The following is a 17,635-nucleotide window of genomic DNA, read 5'->3' as shown; positions in this document are numbered from 1 at the left end:
CGAGGACCTAGTCTGTGCACCGTGACTTCGCCTGCATCGACGGACAGCGTTCCGCCCCAGCTCAGCGCGGGGCCGCGCCCCGCCCTGGGCCCGGCCGCCGACGAAGGGCTGGCGCGGCGGCTGCGCGCGCTCGCCTGCACCGCGCCGCTGCACGACCTCGACGCGCGCAAGGCCAACCTCGCGGGGGAGTACTCGGTGTACGGGATGGCGGAAGTCGCCCTCGCCGCGATCGACCTCGTCACACTCAACATGGACTTCGACACCGGCGCCGACCACGACCAGGTCGTCGCCCGCCTCGTCCCCCGGATCGCCGCCCAGGCCCCGCAGCGGCCCACCGCCGAGCACGAGCGGGTGGCCCGCTGGGTCCTGGAGAACCTGATCAACGTCGGCAGTGTCGACCGCGGCTTCCGCGCGGTGTACGGCACCTTCGCCTCGGACGGCAGCTACGTCCGCCGGGACTACGACTTCAAGCTGATCGAGGAGGTCCCCGGCCCCGGCGGCAGCGTCTACCTGCGCACCACTGACGAGGCGGTCAACGTCCTCGTCGGCGCCCTCGACACCGATGTCACCAGCGCGCAGATCGCCGCCGAGGTCAAGCTGGAGGTGCTGATCAGCCGCGGTCGCCTCGCCGACGCCCAGCTCGCCGCCGAGCAGGCCCGGTACCGCACCGTGCAGTACTCCGAGACCCTGCGCAAGGCGCTCGACGCGACCCGGCGCAACGTCCGCGCGGTGGACTGGCTCCAAGCCGTGCCCGACATGATCGCCGAGGCCCTGGACCACGTCGCGGACCGCTACCGCCACGAGAACGCCATCCTCACCAACATCCGCAAGGCCCGCGACGAGTCCGAGGAGCCCGAGCACAAGCGGCGCGCCGCCGAACTCGTCGACATCGTCAAGGACTGCATCCGCCGCCACACCCAGCTCCAGTCCCGGCTGCTGGAGGCCGGCCCGCTGTTCCGCGCCGAGCAGGACCGGCAGGCCTTCGCCGCACCGGCCTCGACCTCGGGGATAGACCTCTACGGCCACCTCGTCGCCCCCGTGCTGCCGCTGCCCGTGGCGGAGGCGCTGCGCGTCACCGACGCCTGGTTCGCCAAGGGCACCGGACTGCGCACACCGGTGTCGGTCCGGGTCGGCGACCTGGTGGACATCCTGCTGACGCCGCCGGTCGAGCGCGAGCACCTGGGCGCCGAGATGCCCGAGCCCGATCTGATCGCCACCCCGGACGACAGCCGCTTCAGCGAGGAACAGCTGGCCGCCGCGATGGAGCTGCTGGACCTGCCGGCCGACGCGCCGCGCCGGCTGTCCGGGCTGCTGGCCGAGGCGCGCCGCCAGGACCCCGATCTGCCCTACCTGGTCGCCCTGCTGGCGGTGCACGCGGCCAGCCCGCCGGTCGGCACGGCCTACCGCCAGGGCGAGCAGAAGCTCCTGTTCGCCGTCGACGACGGCACGGAGCTGGACGACCCCGAGTTCGGCGGTGCCGACCTCATAGTGGGCACCGCCCTGCTGGACGCCGCCGGGATGGCCGCGGACAGGAGTGAAGCAGCATGAGTCAGCAGCAGCGCAACAAGGAGCACCGACCGTGACCGAGCACGTCGAGTGGAGCGAGCCGGAGGCGACCGCCCCGTCGGCGCAGGCCCCCGTCACCCCCGCCGACGCCGCCGACGCGGCGCGGCTCGTCGCCTTCGGGCTGCAGCCCAAGCTGCTGCCCGCCCGCGACCAGGAGTACGCGGACCTGCTGCGCCGCTACCGGGAGGACCCCCAGTTCGCCCGGCTCGCCGACGCCGTCGCCGCCGGCCTCGGCCTCGTCGTCCTGGAGGTGTCCCCGCGCGCGGGCATGGCCGTGACGGCCGCCGAGGACTCGGTGTTCGCGGTGCGCATGGGCGACTACGCGCGTCGCACCGCCGCCGACTCCGGCGACCGCTTCCTGCACGGGCTGGCGCATCTCGCCGTCGCCGCGATGGCCTTCCCCCGCCCCGAGGACCTGGCCGACGACGGCTACATCGGACGCGTCACCGTGAACGGCGTCGACGCCTTCGTCCGCCAGGCCTGCCGCCGCCTGGAGGAGCGGGCCGCCGAACAGGGCGAGAACACCGACCCGGCGACCGACGCCCCCGGACTGGAGGCCGCCTGGCGGATCTGGGCCAGACGCAGCGCCACCGGGGCGACCAAGGACGCCCGCCGGCCCGCCGCGTCCACCACCGGCATCGTGGCCAAGGCCGTCACCTTCCTCACCGACTCCGGCTTCCTGCAGCGCACCGGCGACGACAACGGCGGCACCTACCGCACGACCGCCCGCTACCAGCTCCAGGTCCGCGACCTGGCCGGCAGCGCCGCCCTGGCCGAGCTGCTGGAACTCGGCATCGTCCCGGTCACCGACGGCACACCGACCCTGCTGCCCGCCGACGAGACCGACGACCTGGACCTGGTGGCCGACGCGGGCCTGCCGTTCCACTCCGGCTGAGCCGCCCCGCCCGCCCCCCGCCGCACCACCGCCACCCCCCGATCTGCCGAAGACTTACGAGAGTCCGCCATGTACGAGCTGTCCCGGGTCCGTCTCTACTCCATCGGACCCGCCGGTGCGCGCTACGCCGACACCGTGCTTGACCTGCGCGGTGTGGGCCGGCCCGTGCCCGACCCCGCACCCACCCAGGCGGAGTTCTTCGAGGAGGAGCCCGTCGGGCCCCCGCGGCGGCCCGCGCCCGCCGGCGTGCTCTTCCTGGAGAACGGCGGCGGCAAGTCCGTCCTGCTGAAGCTGATCTTCTCGGTGATGCTGCCGGGCCACCGCAACACCCTCGGCGGCGCCAGCTCCGGCGTGCTGCGCAAGTTCCTGCTCGCCGACGACTGCGGGCACGTCGCGCTGGAGTGGCAGCACGTCCAGACCGGCGAGTGCGTGGTCGTCGGCAAGGTCAGCGAGTGGCGCGGCCGCCAGGTCTCCAACGACCCGCGGAAGTTCGCCGAGGCCTGGTACTCCTTCCGGCCCGGCCCCGGCCTCTCCCTGGACAACCTGCCCGTCGCCGAGTCCACCGCCGTACGGCCGTCCGCCGAGGGCCAGTCCGGCGCCCTGGGCCGCCGCCGCACCATGAAGGGCTTCCGGGACGCGCTCACCGAGGCGGGCAAGGCCTACCCGCACCTGGAGGTGCACTGGGAGGAGATCCACGACCGGTGGATCGAACACCTCGGCGACCTGAGCCTCGACCCCGAACTCTTCCGCTACCAGCGGGAGATGAACGCCGACGAGGGCGAGGCCGCCGGCCTGTTCGCCGTGAAGAAGGACTCCGACTTCACCGACCTGCTGCTGCGCGCCGTCACGGACACCCGCGACACCGACGGGCTCGCCGACCTCGTCAGCGGCTTCGGCAACAAGCTCGGCCGGCGCGCCGAACTGATCGCCGAACGCGACTTCACCGCCGGATCGGTGGACCTCCTCGGACGGATCGTGGAGGCCGCCGAGACACGCTCGCGCGCACGGGACGTGCACAACGGTGCCGAGCGGCGGACCCGCACGCTGGCCCGGCGGCTGTCCGCGCGCGGCGCCCAGGAGCGGGTGCGGGCCGCCGACCTCGCCCAGCGGGTGACGGCCGCCGCCTACGCTGTCACCCACGCGGAGAGCGCCCGCGAGCGCAGCGCCCTGATCACCGCGGAACTCGCCTACCGGCACGCCTCCCTGGCGCTCGCCGCCGCCGAGAAGTCGGCCGCCGCGCAGAAACGCGAACTCGCCGACGCGCGCACCCTGCACGCCGCCTGGCAGGCCGCCGAGGCCGTGCTGCGCCACCGCGCCGCCGCCGACCGGGTCGCGCGCGTGGCCGCCGCCATCCAGGAGGCGGAGCGGGACGCCGCCCCCGCCCTCGCCGCCCGGACCAAGGCCGCCGTCGACCTCGTCCGCGCCCTGCACGCCGCCGCGGAGAGCGCCGAGACCCTGGCCAACGAGGAGGAGGAGCGCTCCGCCGCGCTCCAGGAGGTCGGCGAGGCCGCCCACCGGGACGCCACCGCCGCCGCCACCGACGCCCAGCGGGCCCGCAGCGAGGCCGGCCACCTGCGCCAGCGGCTCACCGAGGTCGAGCAGGAGACCGCCGAGGCGGTCCGCGCGGGCTGGCTCGACGACACCGCGCCCGACGCCGACCCCGCCCGCGCCGCCCTCGCAGCGAGCGACGCCGAGAAGACCGCCGTCGCCGCCTGGGACACCGCCCGCGAGGCCTCCCGCCGGGCCGCCGAGCACGCCCGCGAGGCCGCCTCGGCGGAGTCCCGCGCGGAACTCACCGCGGCCCGCGCGGCGGACGCGGCGACCGCGGCCGAGCGGGCCCACGAGGGCGAGCGACGCACCGCCGCGGCCCTGGCCGCCGAGGAACGGCTGGCGGAACTGCTGAGCCTGCCGAGCGCCTCCGCCGGAGCACGCGCCCTGGTCCCGGGCCCCCGCACCAGCGGTGATACCCGCGACGAGGGCACCACGGCGGCCGAGGGCACCCTCACCCCCGAGGAACTTGACCGCTTCGCCGACGAACTGCGCGAACTCCTCGACGACGCCGTCTCCTCCGCCGAACGGCAGCTCTTCGAACTGCGCACCGCCGCCGCCGACGACTCCCGCATCCTCGGCGCGCTCGGCGACGGCGGCCTGCTGCCGCCCGGCCCGGACGTGCTGGCCACCGTGGAGTACCTCGGCGAGCACGGCATCCCCGCGCTGCCCGGCTGGCGCTACCTCGCGCAGGCCGTCGACCCCGCCGACCACGCCCGCGTCCTGGCCGCCCGGCCGGAACTCGTCGACGGCGTGATCATCACCGACCCCGACTCGCACGCCCGCGCCCGCGAGGCGCTGAGCGACGCGGCCCTGCTGCCCCGCTCCGCCGTCGCCGTCGGCACCGCCGCCGCCCTGCTGGCCCCGACACCGGCCCCCGAGGCCGACACCGGGGACGTCTTCCTCGTCCCGCCGAACCCGGCCATGCACGACGAGCACGCCGCCGACGAGGAACGGCAGGCACTGCGCGCCCGCGCCACCGAACGCGACGAGGAGATCCGCGGCCTCGCGGCCCGGCTCGGCAAGGACCGCGAGCTCGCCGCCCGGCTCGCCTCCTGGCGCACCGGCTGCCCGGCCGGACGGCTCACCGAACTCGCCCGGGCCGCCCTGGAGGCCCGCGCCTTCGCCGAGGAGTCCGAGGCCGAGCTGGCCGAGGCCCGCACCGCGCGGGCGGAGGCCGAGGAGACCGCCGCCGAGGCGGCCCAGGTCCGCGACGAGAAGCAGGAGGCCGCCCAGAAGGCCCGACGGGCCGCCGACGCCCTCGCCGGACTCGCCTTCCGGCTGCGCGAGCGGGCCGGCTGGCAGGTCAAACTGCGCGAACTCGCCGACGAGGGCGCCGAGTCGGAGGCCCGCGCCCAGGTCTGCCTGGAGCGCGCCCGCGCCGCCGACGAGGACCGCCGTGCCGCCCAGCGCGCCGCCGACGACGCCCGCCGCACCGCCCGCGCCCTGCGCGCCGAGCGCGCGGAGATCGCCGGCGCCCCCGACGACGTACCCGAGGACGACGCCGACACGCCGAAGGCGTCGCTGCCCGCCCTGCGCGAGGCCTACCGCGCGGCGTCCCAGGTGTACGAGAAGGTCGGCGTCGGCGCCGATCTGCGGGCCGAGCAGGCCCGCGCGGAGAGCGACGAGAGCGGGGCGCGCACCGAGCTGGACCGGCTCAGCAACAAGGTCCGCACCCGCGCCGAGCAGCTGCTCCAGTCGCCCGACGGGTCCGACGGGCCGTCCCGGCAGGCCGCCGCCGCCCGCGCGGAGGAGCTGGTGCAGCTGCTCGAGACCCGGATGTCCACCGCCAGCGAGCAGCTGGGCCGGCTGCGCGGCGAGGCCGAACGGCACGCGCCGGAGGACGGCGAGGCGCACACCGAGCTGCCCGAGGAACTGCTCCCGCGCGACGCCGAGCACGCCCAGGCGCTGCTGCGCACCGCCACCGGCGAACTCGCCTCCCGCACCGAGGCACTGGCCCAGGCCCGCGAGGCGCACGCCGAGCTGCTGGCCGCCCACCGGGCCGCCGAGGACGCGGCCGGCGGCTTCGACGAGATCGCCGCGCTCCTGCGCGACCTGCTGCGCGAGCACACCCCGGAGGACGAGCAGGAGCAGCCAGAGCCGTACCCGGGCAGCCTGGAGGAGGCCCGGCAGTCCGCCGCCGAGGCCCGCCGGTCGCTGCGCGGCTGCGCCGCCGACCTGTCCGCGGCCGAGGCCGCCGTGCGCGAGGCGAGCGACATCCTCGTCCGGCACGCCAACTCCACCCGCTACGAGCAGGTCCGCACCCCCGCGCGCCAGCAGATCCGCGAACTGCCCGCCGCCGCCCTGCCCGAGCACGCCCAGCGCTGGGCCGACGCCTTCGCCCCCCGGCTGCGCGTCCTCACCGACGAGCTGGCGCAGCTGGAACGCAATCGCGACTCGATCGTGGACCGGCTGCGCGGGCTGGTCGAGTCGGCCCTGGCCACCCTGCGCTCCGCGCAGCGGTTGTCCCGGCTGCCGGAGGGGCTTGGCGAGTGGTCCGGACAGGAGTTCCTGCGGATCCGCTTCGAGGAGCCCGACGCCGCCACCCTCACCGAACGGCTCGGCGAGGTCATCGACGAGGCCACCCGGGCCGCCGTCAAGAAGAACTCCGACCTGCGCCGCGACGGCATGTCCCTGCTGCTGCGCGGAGTCGCCGCCGCGCTCCAGCCCAAGGGCGTCGCCGTGGAGATCCTCAAGCCGGACGCCGTACTGCGCGCCGAGCGGGTCCCCGTCGGCCAGATGGGTGACGTGTTCTCCGGCGGCCAGCTGCTCACCGCGGCCATCGCCCTGTACTGCACGATGGCGGCGCTGCGCTCGAACGACCGGGGCCGCGACAAGCACCGCCACGCGGGCACGCTGTTCCTCGACAACCCGATCGGCCGCGCCAACGCCACCTACCTGCTGGAGCTCCAGCGAGCCGTGTCGGATGCGCTCGGCGTCCAGCTCCTGTACACGACCGGCCTGTTCGACACGACCGCGCTCGCCGAGTTCCCGCTGGTCATCCGTCTGCGCAACGACGCGGATCTGCGGGCCGGCCTGAAGTACATCAGCGTGGAGGAGCATCTCCGCCCCGGCCTGCCCCAGCAGCCCCAGGCCGGCGAGGCCGTGCACAGCGAGATCACGGCGACCCGGATGTACAAGCGCCCGGTCTGACAGCGGGCCGGGCGAGAGCGGGAGGGCGAGGGCGGGCCTTCGACGGGCCCCGGCGAGAGCGAGAGCGGGAAAGTGAGCCGGGGGAGGAGGAGCGGGGGAGTCGCGGCACAGGCGCCGGTGGCTCCCCGAGCGCCGTCCTGAGTGACCGTCAGAAGCCGTAGCCCATACGGCGGGACAGCTCGGCGCCCGCCGCCGCCGTGCGCTCGGCCGACTCCCGCAGGCGCTCCGCGTTCAGCCGGTACACCGGTCCCGAGACGCTGATCGCGGCGATCACCGTGCCGTCGTGGGAGCGGACCGGCGCCGCCGCGGCGGCGAGTCCCAGCTCCAGTTCCTCGACGGTGAGCCCGTAGCCCCGCTCGACCACGGCCTCCAGCTCGGCGCGCAGCGCGGACGCGTCGGTGACGGTGTGTTCCGTGAAGCGGGGCAGCGGGCGGGCCAGCAGGTCCTCACGCGGAGCCGGCGGCATATGGGCGAGCAGCACCTTCCCGCTGGAGGTGGCGTGCAGCGGCGTCCGCCGGCCGAGCCAGTTCTGCGCGGTCACCGCGGCGGTGCCACGGGCCTGCATGATGTTGACCGCCGCGTCGTCGTCCAGGATCGCCAGGTTCACGGTCTCGCCGAGCTCGTCGGCGAGCGCCCGGCAGACCGGGACGCCCTCCTGCGAGATGTCCAGCCGCACGGCCGCCGCCCCCGCCAGACGGAGGACGCCGGCGCCCAGGTAGTACTTGCCGCGGTCCTTGGCCTGGGCCACCAGCCCGCGGTTCTCCAGGACGCCGAGCAGCCGGAACGCGGTGGACTTGTGCACGTCCAGTTCGTCGGCGATCTCGGTGACTCCCGCCTCGCCGACGCGGGCGAGGATCTCCAGGACACTGACGGCGCGGTCCACCGACTGCACGGCGCCGGGTGCTTTCCTGCGGCCCTGCTGCGCCGCGTTCCCGACTCCGCCCGCGGCGTGATCGGACTGCTTCTGCGTGCGGGCCATGGCCCGACTCTACCCAAGGGCTCGGAGCACGGCGGGGCGGCGGGACGAGGCCCGGGCACCCTCGCGCAAGCCGCTCAGGAACGCCCCTGGGCCACCGCGCCGACGAGAAAACCGTCGAGCAACCCGCCGGCGCGGCCGTTCAGGAGTGCGACAGCCGCTTCGCGCCGCCGTGCCGGGCCATCCGCTCCCGTGTCCGTTCGGCGGTCCTGGCCTGTCGTCGTGCCCGGCGGCGCTCGCGGCGCAGCGCGCGGGCCGTGCTGCTCGGCATCGACACCACGCCGTTGCGCTGGTTCCACACCTGCCGGGTCACCCACACGTCGAGCACGCTCCAGGTGGCCACCACCGTGCTCGCCACGCTGCTGAGCACCATGGGGAACGCCAGCCAGGATCCGGCCATGGTGCACAGGAACGCCACCATCGCCTGGATCAGCGTCACCGAGATGATGAGCACCGCCCGCACGGCGGCCGTCCGCACCGGGTCAGGCAGCCGCCGTCGCCGCGCGGGCTCCTCGATCCACAACGGCCGGTAGGCCGACCGCTCCTGGGCGCCTATGGACTCACCGGACCCGGACGCCGCGCTCACCGCTCCCACGGTCCGAGCCGCACCGTCGTGCGCTTGCGCGCCCGCCGGAATGTCGCCATCCGGCACCTTGGCGCGTCGCTCCGCCACCCTGTGCGCCACCGTGCTCTTCGCGGGCGTCTCGCGCCGCTCCGCCGTGCCCATCACCGTGTCACTCCCCACCGCCAGCAGACCGCTCGCCCCGGTCCGAAGACCCGACTCTCCAGTGGCTGCCCGGCTTGCGCTGATTTACGCTGCCCGGTTGCAGGATGCGGCTCCTGTGGCCGATTCCGCCCCCATTCCCTGTCATGAAGGACGAACGGCGCTCGTCGAAGATTCCCCATCAGCGAAAAATTCCGGCCAATCGTCCGGTCAAGCCCACAGGTTGCCGTCGTAGGCGGGTCGGCGGAATCGGGGCGGCAATCTCCCGCAATGACCCGACAACTCCCCATGAAGGGCCGCCAGTACGGAAGTTCGGGTTCCGGAACACCCTTCGAGATACCTGTGCGTCGGTAGTAGGCTCGCGCCGTTTGTTGACGCACATGTGTACCCCCAGTCGCTGGGGGTCGAGCTGGGGGAGGCCATGCGCTTTCGCGGGAAGTCCATCCGCCGGAAGATCGTGGCGCTGCTTCTCGTGCCGTTGGTGTCCCTGACCGCGATCTGGGCCTTCGCCACGGTGCTCACCGGCCGCGAGGCCGCCCGGCTGTTCAGTGCGACGTCTCTCGTCGAAGAGGTCGGCTACCCCACCGAGGACACCGTCCGGGTCCTCCAGCAGGAGCGCCGCCAGACCCTCGTGCACCTCGCCGACCCCCGCGCCTCCAACAGCCTCGCCGCCATGAAGCGCAGCCGGGCCGCCACCGACGAGGCCGTAGCCGAGATCCGGCGCAACGCCGGCGACCCCGATGTCCGCGACGCCCTGGACGAGGCGACCGGCGAGCGGCTGACCGCCGTACTGGACGCCTTCCAGGGCATCGAGGCCCTGCGCCGCAGCGTCAGCGACGGCACCGTCAACCGCTCGCAGGCCTTCAACCTCTACAACCGCCTGGTCGACCCGTGTTACGCCCTGCTGGCCAACCTCCACGTCGTCGACGACGTGGAGCTGGACACCCAGTACCGCGCGCTCGTCAACCTCTCCCGCGCCCGCGAACTCCTCTCCCGTGAGGACGCCCTGCTCGGCTCGGCCCTGATCGTCGGCCGCATCACCCGCGGCGAGGTCCGCCAGGTCTCCGACCTCATCGCGCAGCGCACCCTGCTCTACGACGTCAACCGCGCACTGCTGCCGACCGCGGACCGCGACCGCTACGAGCGGTTCTGGAAGAACGCCGAGACCGCGCCGCTGCGGGCGGCCGAGGAGGCCGCCGTCGCCACCCGGTCCACCACCCCTGGCGGCGTCACCGCCCAGAGCTGGGACACCGCCGCCGGGAACGTCCTCGACCAACTCGGCACCCTCGACGACGAGGCCGCCGACCGCTATCAGGAACGCGTCAGCCCGATCGCGACCGGCGTCATCGTCAAGGCCGTCGTCGCCGGCGTCCTCGGCCTGGCCGCGCTGATCGTCTCGCTCTTCGTGTCCACGCGGATCGGCCGCTCCCTCATCCGCGACCTGCGCCAACTGCGGCTGGAGGCCCACGAGGCGTCCGGCGTCCGGCTGCCCAGCGTGATGCGCCGGCTCTCCACGGGCGAACAGGTCGACGTCGAGACCGAGGTCCCGCGGCTGGAGTACGACAAGAACGAGATCGGCGAGGTCGGCCAGGCCCTCAACACCCTGCAACGCGCCGCCGTCGAGGCCGCGGTCAAACAGGCCGAGCTGCGCGCCGGCGTCTCCGAGGTCTTCGTGAACCTCGCCCGCCGCAGCCAGGTCCTCCTGCACAAGCAACTGACCCTGCTCGACACCATGGAGCGCAGGACCGAGGACACCGAGGAACTCGCCGACCTGTTCCGCCTGGACCACCTCACCACCCGGATGCGCCGGCACGCCGAGGGACTGGTCATCCTCTCCGGCGCCGCCCCCTCCCGGCAGTGGCGCAAACCGATCCAGCTCATGGACGTCGTACGGGCCGCCGTCGCCGAGGTCGAGGACTACGAGCGTATCGAGGTGCGCCGCCTGCCGCGCACCGCCGTCACCGGCCCCGCGGTCGCCGACCTCACGCATCTGGTGGCGGAACTGCTGGAGAACGCCACCGTGTTCTCCCCGCCGCACACCGCCGTCCAGGTGGTGGGCGAACGGGTCGCCAACGGCTTCACCCTGGAGATCCACGACCGAGGTCTGGGCATGGCGGCCGAGGCACTGCTCGACGCCAACCTCCGGCTCGCCGAGACCCCGGAGTTCGAACTCTCCGACACCGACCGGCTCGGGCTCTTCGTGGTCAGCCGGCTCGCCCAGCGGCAGAACGTCCGCGTCTCCCTCCAACCGTCCCCGTACGGCGGCACCACCGCCGTCGTCTTCATCCCGGACACCCTGCTGACGGACGACGTCCCGGACACCAACGGCATCGGCTTCCGCCTCGACCGGCCGCGACCCGCAAAGGAGACCCAGGTCGAGGCCGGCAGCCGGACCGCGCTCTCCCAGGTGCCGGTGAAGCTGCCCGGCCTGCCCGCCTCGCTGCTGGACGGTCCGGTCGAACTGGAGGCCCCGGTCGACCTGGACGTGATCGACGACTTCCCCGGCGCGCTCGACGGCGAGGACAGCGAACGCGGCGGCCTGTTCCGTCCGCGCCGCTCCCTGGTGGCGGCCGACGAGGAGACGCCCGGCCGCCCCGGCGAGCGCCGGCACACCGCCTCCCGCACCCACCACACCTCCGCCGGCGACGCCACGGACGAGGACGACCGCCTCACCGGGCCCGTCCCGCTGCCCCAGCGCCGCACGCCCAAGCTGGTCAGCTCGCACGGACGCCCGGTCACGGACCAGCGCCCCCGCCGCGCGGAGCCGGACGAGGAGCCCTCGACCGGTCCCGGCGCACGTCGCCCCGAAGCGGACCGCCCCGAGGCGGACCGCATGGCCCCGCTCCCGACCCGCCGCCGCGGCAGTTCCCCGCTCGGCCGTGGCAGCACCACGCCGGGCCGCCCGGACACCCGCGACCTCGCCGACCCCGGAACCTCGCCCAGCCGCGCCGACTCCGGCGACCGTGTCGACCCCAAGGTCGCGCCGACCCGCGTCGACGGCCGCACCGACCGCGGCGACCGAGCCGATTCCGCCACCGCGCCCCTGCGCACCGGCAACCGTCCGGACTCCGGTGACCGCGCCGATCCGGCCACCGCGCCGAACCGCCCCACCGGACGAGCCGACTCCCGCGACCGTGACAGCGCCGGTGACCCGGTCGCGGGCACCGCCGGTGACACCGCCCACGGCTCCGCGGCGCCGCCCCGCGGCTTCCCCGGCCTGGAACCCGTACCCCGCACCCCGGGCCGCCCGCCGACGGGCACCCGAGCACTGAACGCCGCCGGCGATCGCCCCACGGGCCAGGACGATCCCCTCGCCAAGGGCACCCCGGTCGACGACACCGCCGCCGGCGACCGCACCTCACCCGAGGAGCCCGGCCCCGGCTCGGGCCTCCTGCCCCGGCGCGTACGGCAGGCCAGCCTCGCGCCGCAGCTCAAGCGAGCCCCGGAACGCCGTACGGACGACACGGCGGCGCCCGCCGACCGGGACGCCGACGACGTCCGCAGCCGGATGGCCTCGCTCCAGCGCGGCTGGCGGCGCGGCCGCGAGGAGAACGCCGCGGGCGACGACGCCCACAGCGGCACAGCACCACAAGGAACGACTAAGGGGGACGGTCGATGACCGCACCGAAGGCGACCGACCACGCCACGACCGGCAAGTCCGGCGAGCTGAACTGGCTCCTCGACGACCTCGTGGATCGCGTCGCGAGCATCCGCAAGGCCGTCGTGCTGTCCGGCGACGGCCTGGCCACCGGCGTGTCCAAGGACCTGACCAGGGAGGACGGCGAGCACCTGGCCGCCGTGGCCGCCGGCTTCCACAGCCTCGCCAAGGGCGTCGGCCGCCACTTCGAGGCGGGCAGCGTCCGGCAGACGGTGGTCGAGCTCGACGACGCCTTCCTGTTCGTCACCGCCGCGGGCGACGGCAGCTGCCTCGCCGTGCTCTCCGACGCCGACTCCGACATCGGCCAGGTCGCCTACGAGATGACGCTTCTCGTGAAGCGGGTCGGCCCCCATCTGGCGACCGCTCCGCGCACCGATCTGCCCGCAGACGGGTAGTGGGATGACATGAGCGCAGACGGTCAGGCTAGAAGCCACTGGTTCGACGACGAGGCGGGACCGGTCGTCCGCCCGTACGCCATGACGCGCGGCCGCACCAGCCACGCCGCCCAGCACCGCCTCGACCTGATCGCGGTGGTCGTCACCGAGCCCCACGCGGACGACCACGAGACGGACCCGACGATGTCCCCGGAGCACGTGGACATCGTCGGGCTCTGCCGTGACGCTCCGCAGTCGGTCGCCGAACTCGCCGCGGAACTCGATCTGCCCATCGGCGTCGTCCGGGTGCTGATCGGCGATCTGGTGGACGCGGAACTCGTCCATGTGACACGCCCCGTGCCCCCGGCCGAACTGCCGGACGAGAGTATTCTGCGCGACGTGATCAACGGCCTCCGGGCGCTGTGAGCAGCGCGGAAGCGAGGTGGAGACGTGACAGGCTGGCAGTTCTGGGTGGACCGGGGCGGCACCTTCACGGACATCGTCGCGCGGCGGCCGGACGGACGCCTGCTGACCCACAAGCTGCTCTCCGACAGCCCGGCCTACTCCGACGCCGCCGTCGCCGGCGTCCGTGAACTGCTGGCCGGCTCCGATGACCCCGTCGAAGCCGTGCGCATGGGGACCACGGTCGCCACCAACGCCCTGCTGGAGCGCAAGGGCGAGCGCACCCTCCTGGTCGTCACCCGCGGCTTCCGCGACGCCCTGCGTATCGCCTACCAGAACCGCCCGCACATCTTCGCCCGCCGGATCGAACTGCCCGAACCGCTCCACGAGCGGGTCGTCGAGGTCGACGAACGCATCGCCGCCGACGGCACGGTGCTGCGCGCCCCCGACCTGGACGCCCTGGCCGGCCCGCTGCGCCGGGCCTACGACGACGGGATCCGGGCCGTCGCCGTGGCCTGCCTGCACAGCCACCTCCACCCGGCGCACGAACAGGCCGTCGGAGAGCTCGCCGCCCGCATCGGCTTCCCGCAGATCTCGCTGTCCAGCGAGGTCAGCCCGCTGATGAAACTCGTCCCGCGCGGGGACACCGCCGTCGTCGACGCCTACCTGTCGCCGGTGCTGCGCCGCTACGTCCAGCACGTCGCCGGCCGGCTCGAAGGCGTCCGGCTGATGTTCATGCAGTCCAACGGAGGCCTCGCCGAAGCCACTCAGTTCCGCGGCAAGGACGCCGTCCTGTCCGGACCGGCCGGCGGCATCGTCGGCATGGCCCGCATGTCGCAGCTGGCCGGCTTCGACCGCGTCATCGGCTTCGACATGGGCGGCACCTCCACCGACGTGTCGCACTTCGCCGGCGCCTACGAACGCGTCTTCACCACGAGCATCGCCGGCGTCCGGCTGCGCGCCCCCATGCTCGACATCCACACCGTCGCGGCGGGCGGCGGCTCGATCCTGCACTTCGACGGCTCCCGCTACCGCGTAGGGCCGGACTCGGCGGGCGCGGACCCGGGCCCCGCCTGCTACCGCCGCGGCGGCCCGCTCACCGTCACCGACGCCAACGTCATGCTCGGCCGCATCCAACCCGCTCACTTCCCGCGGGTGTTCGGCCCCGACGGCGACCAGCCCCTCGACGACACCCTGGTCCGCGACCGCTTCGCCGCCCTCGCTCACGACATCCACGAGCGCACCGGCGACGACCGCACACCCGAGCAGGTCGCCGAGGGCTACCTGCAGATCGCGGTGGCCGGCATCGCCAACGCCGTCAAACGGATCTCCGTCCAGAAGGGCCACGACGTCACCCGTTACGCCCTGACCACCTTCGGCGGGGCGGGCGGCCAGCACGCCTGCATGGTCGCCGACTCGCTCGGCATCCGCACGGTCCTCGTCCCGCCCATGGCCGGTGTCCTCTCCGCCCTCGGCATCGGCCTCGCCGACATCACCGCCATGCGCGAACAGTCCGTCGAGGCACCCCTGGAACCCGCCGCGATGCCCGGCGTCCGCAAGACCGCCGACGACCTGGAGGCCGCCGCCCGCGCCGAACTGCGCGCCGAGGACGTCCCCGAGGACCGCATCGAGGTCACCCGGCGCGCCCAGCTCCGCTACGACGGCACCGACACCGCCCTCACCGTCGAACTCACCGACCCCGCCGCCATGCGGCAGGTCTTCGAAGCACGTCATCGCGCCACGTACTCCTTCACCCTCGCCCGCCCGATAGTCGTCGAAGCCCTCTCCGTGGAAGCCACCGGCCTCACCGCACCCCCCGATCTCTCCGCCCTCGCCCCCTACGAAGGCCGCACCGCCGCCCCGCACACCGTCCGCCTCCACACCGGCGGAACCTGGCGCGACGTGCCCCTGCACCGCCGAGAGGCACTGCCTCCCGGCGAGACTGTCACCGGCCCCGCGATCATCACCGAGGCCAGTGCGACGACCGTCGTCGACCACGGCTGGCAGGCCGCGGCCACCGACGACGGGCATCTGGTCATGGAACGCACGGCGGTCACGGAGAGTTCCGAACTCGACACGGAAGTCGACCCGGTTCTCCTCGAGGTCTTCAACAACCTGTTCATGTCGATCGCCGAGCAGATGGGCGCCCGGCTGGAGTCGACTGCCCAGTCCGTCAACATCAAGGAACGCCTGGACTTCTCCTGCGCCCTCTTCGACCCGGACGGGAACCTGGTCGCCAACGCCCCGCACATCCCCGTCCACCTGGGCTCCATGGGCACCAGCGTCAAAGAGGTCATCCGTCGGCGCGGCTCCCGCATGCGCCCGGGCGACACCTACGCCGTCAACGACCCGTACCACGGCGGCACCCACCTGCCCGACGTCACCGTGATCACCCCGGTCTTCGACACCACACCCGAACCGGACACGGACGGTGACCGGATTCTCTTCTACGTCGCCTCCCGCGGCCACCACGCCGAGATCGGCGGCATCGCCCCCGGCTCCATGCCCGCCGACAGCCGCACCATCGAGGAGGAAGGCGTCCTCTTCGACAACTGGCTGCTCGCCGAGGACGGGCGCTTCCGCGAGGCGGAGACCCACCGCCTGCTCACCGAGGCGCCGCACCCCTCACGCAACCCGCGCACCAACCTCGCCGACCTGCGCGCCCAGATCGCCGCCAACCGCAAGGGCGTCGACGAAGTCCGCCACATGATCGCCGACTTCGGGCTCGACGTCGTCCAGGCCTATATGCGGCACGTCCAGGACAACGCCGAGGAAGCCGTCCGCCGGGTCATCGACGCGCTTGACGACGGCGCGTACGCCTACGAGACCGACTCCGGCGCCGTCATCCGCGTACGCGTGCGCGTGGACCGCGAGAGCCGCTCCGCGACCGTCGACTTCACCGGCACCTCACCTCAGCTGGCCACCAACTTCAACGCCCCCTACGCCGTCGTCAACGCGGCCGTCCTCTACGTCTTCCGCACCCTGGTGGCCGACGACATCCCCCTCAACGACGGCTGCCTGCGCCCCTTGAGGATCGTCGTGCCGGCCGGTTCGATGCTCGCCCCCGAACCACCGGCCGCCGTCGTCGCCGGCAACGTGGAGACCTCCCAGGCCATCACCGGCGCCCTCTACGCGGCGCTCGGCGTCCAGGCGGAGGGCTCCGGGACGATGAACAACGTCACCTTCGGCAACGAGCGCCACCAGTACTACGAGACCGTCGCCTCCGGCTCCGGCGCGGGCGACGGCTTCCCCGGCGCGAGCGTCGTACAGACCCATATGACCAACTCCCGGCTGACCGACCCCGAGGTCCTGGAGTGGCGGCTGCCCGTGCTGCTGGAGGAGTTCTCGGTCCGCCGGGGCAGCGGCGGCGCGGGCCGGGAACGCGGCGGCGACGGAGCCGTCCGCCGCATCCGGTTCCGCGAGCCGATGACCGTCTCCACGCTCTCCCAGCACCGCCGGGTGCCGCCGTACGGCATGGCCGGCGGCGAACCGGGCGCCCTGGGCGCCAACCGGATCGAGCGCGCCGACGGCACGGTCACCGCCCTCGCCGGCAGCGACACCGCGTCCGTCGGCCCCGACGACGTACTCGTCATCGAAACCCCCGGCGGCGGAGGCTACGGCCCACCGCCCACCCACCCCCATCAAGCAGGAGAAGAGATCGATGATCTTCGGGCGTTCTGAGCGCGGCAAGCCCCCGGTCGAGCCCGTCACGCTCAAGATCCTCGTGGCCGGCGGCTTCGGCGTGGGCAAGACCACCCTCGTCGGCGCGGTCAGCGAGATCCGACCGCTGCGCACCGAGGAACTGCTCACCGAGGCCGGACGCCCGGTCGACGACACCAGCGGCGTCGAGGGCAAGCACACCACCACCGTGGCGATGGACTTCGGCCGGATCACCCTGCGCGAGGACCTGGTGCTCTACCTCTTCGGCACCCCCGGCCAGGAGCGGTTCTGGTTCATGTGGGACGAGCTGTCCGAGGGCGCGCTCGGCGCGGTCGTGCTCGCCGACACCCGACGCCTGGAGGACTGCTTCGCCGCCGTCGACTACTTCGAGCGGCGGTCCATCCCCTTCGTGGTCGGCGTCAACTGCTTCGAAGGCGCCGCGCGCTATCCGGCGGAGGACGTCCGCCGGGCCCTCGACCTCGACCCGGACGTCCCGCTCGTGCTGTGCGACGCCCGCGACCGCGAGTCGGTCAAGGAGGTCCTCATCGGCGTCGTCCGCCACGCGGCGGCCCAGGCGGCGGACCGCCGCCAGGCCGTCACCACCTGACACCTGCCCCCGCACGGCCGGCTCCCGTGCGGCCGGCTCCCGCGCCGCGTGCCCCCGTGCGGCCTGCCCCCG

10 protein-coding genes are annotated in these 17,635 nt (G+C 74.0%); 8 read left to right on the top strand and 2 right to left on the bottom strand.

Annotated features, from left to right (window positions below; genetic code table 11):
- Positions 1 to 21 precede the first annotated feature (21 nt).
- The 3 genes from ABT232_RS14830 (at position 22) to ABT232_RS14820 (ending at position 7,162) form a co-directional block, all read left to right on the top strand.
- Positions 22 to 1,548, top strand: a complete 1,527-nt coding sequence (locus tag ABT232_RS14830; RefSeq protein WP_351840249.1) for a hypothetical protein — start codon at positions 22 to 24, stop codon at positions 1,546 to 1,548.
- 31 nt (positions 1,549 to 1,579) lie between these two features.
- Positions 1,580 to 2,461, top strand: coding sequence for a hypothetical protein (locus ABT232_RS14825; protein ID WP_351840247.1), 882 nt, complete (start codon positions 1,580 to 1,582; stop codon positions 2,459 to 2,461).
- A gap of 69 nt (positions 2,462 to 2,530) precedes the next feature.
- Positions 2,531 to 7,162, top strand: a complete 4,632-nt coding sequence (locus ABT232_RS14820; protein ID WP_351840245.1) for a hypothetical protein — start codon at positions 2,531 to 2,533, stop codon at positions 7,160 to 7,162.
- Between the two features lie 148 nt (positions 7,163 to 7,310).
- On the opposite strand, the gene ABT232_RS14815 is transcribed toward ABT232_RS14820, so the two are convergent.
- Together ABT232_RS14815 and ABT232_RS14810 are read right to left on the bottom strand one after the other, a co-directional pair.
- A complete protein-coding gene (locus ABT232_RS14815; RefSeq protein ID WP_351840243.1) occupies positions 7,311 to 8,141 on the bottom strand; it encodes an IclR family transcriptional regulator in 831 nt (276 codons plus the stop codon).
- Positions 8,142 to 8,280: 139 nt separating this feature from the next.
- Positions 8,281 to 8,865, bottom strand: a complete 585-nt coding sequence (locus ABT232_RS14810) for a hypothetical protein (protein WP_351840241.1) — start codon at positions 8,863 to 8,865, stop codon at positions 8,281 to 8,283.
- Positions 8,866 to 9,283: 418 nt separating this feature from the next.
- On the opposite strand from ABT232_RS14810, the gene ABT232_RS14805 reads away from it, so the two are divergent.
- From ABT232_RS14805 to ABT232_RS14785, 5 genes are read left to right on the top strand one after another with little or no spacing between them, the layout of a single operon-like run.
- Positions 9,284 to 12,481, top strand: a complete 3,198-nt coding sequence (locus ABT232_RS14805; protein ID WP_351840240.1) for a sensor histidine kinase — start codon at positions 9,284 to 9,286, stop codon at positions 12,479 to 12,481.
- Entirely contained in the window at positions 12,478 to 12,915 is a 438-nt protein-coding gene (locus ABT232_RS14800; protein ID WP_351840238.1) for a roadblock/LC7 domain-containing protein, read from the top strand. The genes ABT232_RS14805 and ABT232_RS14800 overlap by 4 nt, the downstream gene beginning before the upstream one ends.
- Positions 12,916 to 12,924: 9 nt before the next feature.
- Positions 12,925 to 13,320 carry a DUF742 domain-containing protein gene (locus ABT232_RS14795; RefSeq protein ID WP_351840236.1) on the top strand — a complete coding sequence of 132 codons (396 nt, stop codon included), beginning with the start codon at positions 12,925 to 12,927 and terminating at the stop codon, positions 13,318 to 13,320.
- 24 nt (positions 13,321 to 13,344) lie between these two features.
- On the top strand, positions 13,345 to 16,977 hold the full coding sequence (locus ABT232_RS14790) for a hydantoinase B/oxoprolinase family protein (protein WP_351840234.1): 3,633 nt from the start codon (positions 13,345 to 13,347) through the stop codon (positions 16,975 to 16,977).
- Positions 16,958 to 17,563 carry a GTP-binding protein gene (locus ABT232_RS14785; RefSeq protein ID WP_351840232.1) on the top strand — a complete coding sequence of 202 codons (606 nt, stop codon included), beginning with the start codon at positions 16,958 to 16,960 and terminating at the stop codon, positions 17,561 to 17,563. The genes ABT232_RS14790 and ABT232_RS14785 overlap by 20 nt, the downstream gene beginning before the upstream one ends.
- Positions 17,564 to 17,635: the final 72 nt, after the last annotated feature.

It is taken from the genome of Streptomyces sp. NPDC001532, assembly GCF_040298625.1.
In the GTDB taxonomy this organism is placed as follows: domain Bacteria; phylum Actinomycetota; class Actinomycetes; order Streptomycetales; family Streptomycetaceae; genus Streptomyces.
The sequence above is the reverse complement of the archived record's forward strand: the minus strand, read 5'-3'. Positions and strand labels throughout refer to the sequence as shown.

Coding starts and splice junctions, on each gene's coding strand:
- ABT232_RS14795 (WP_351840236.1), top strand. CDS start 12,925: ATGAGCGCAGACGGTCAGGCTAGAAGCCACTGGTTCGACGACGAGGCG.
- ABT232_RS14815 (WP_351840243.1), bottom strand. CDS start 8,141: ATGGCCCGCACGCAGAAGCAGTCCGATCACGCCGCGGGCGGAGTCGGG.
- ABT232_RS14785 (WP_351840232.1), top strand. CDS start 16,958: ATGATCTTCGGGCGTTCTGAGCGCGGCAAGCCCCCGGTCGAGCCCGTC.
- ABT232_RS14820 (WP_351840245.1), top strand. CDS start 2,531: ATGTACGAGCTGTCCCGGGTCCGTCTCTACTCCATCGGACCCGCCGGT.
- ABT232_RS14800 (WP_351840238.1), top strand. CDS start 12,478: ATGACCGCACCGAAGGCGACCGACCACGCCACGACCGGCAAGTCCGGC.
- ABT232_RS14810 (WP_351840241.1), bottom strand. CDS start 8,865: ATGGGCACGGCGGAGCGGCGCGAGACGCCCGCGAAGAGCACGGTGGCG.
- ABT232_RS14805 (WP_351840240.1), top strand. CDS start 9,284: ATGCGCTTTCGCGGGAAGTCCATCCGCCGGAAGATCGTGGCGCTGCTT.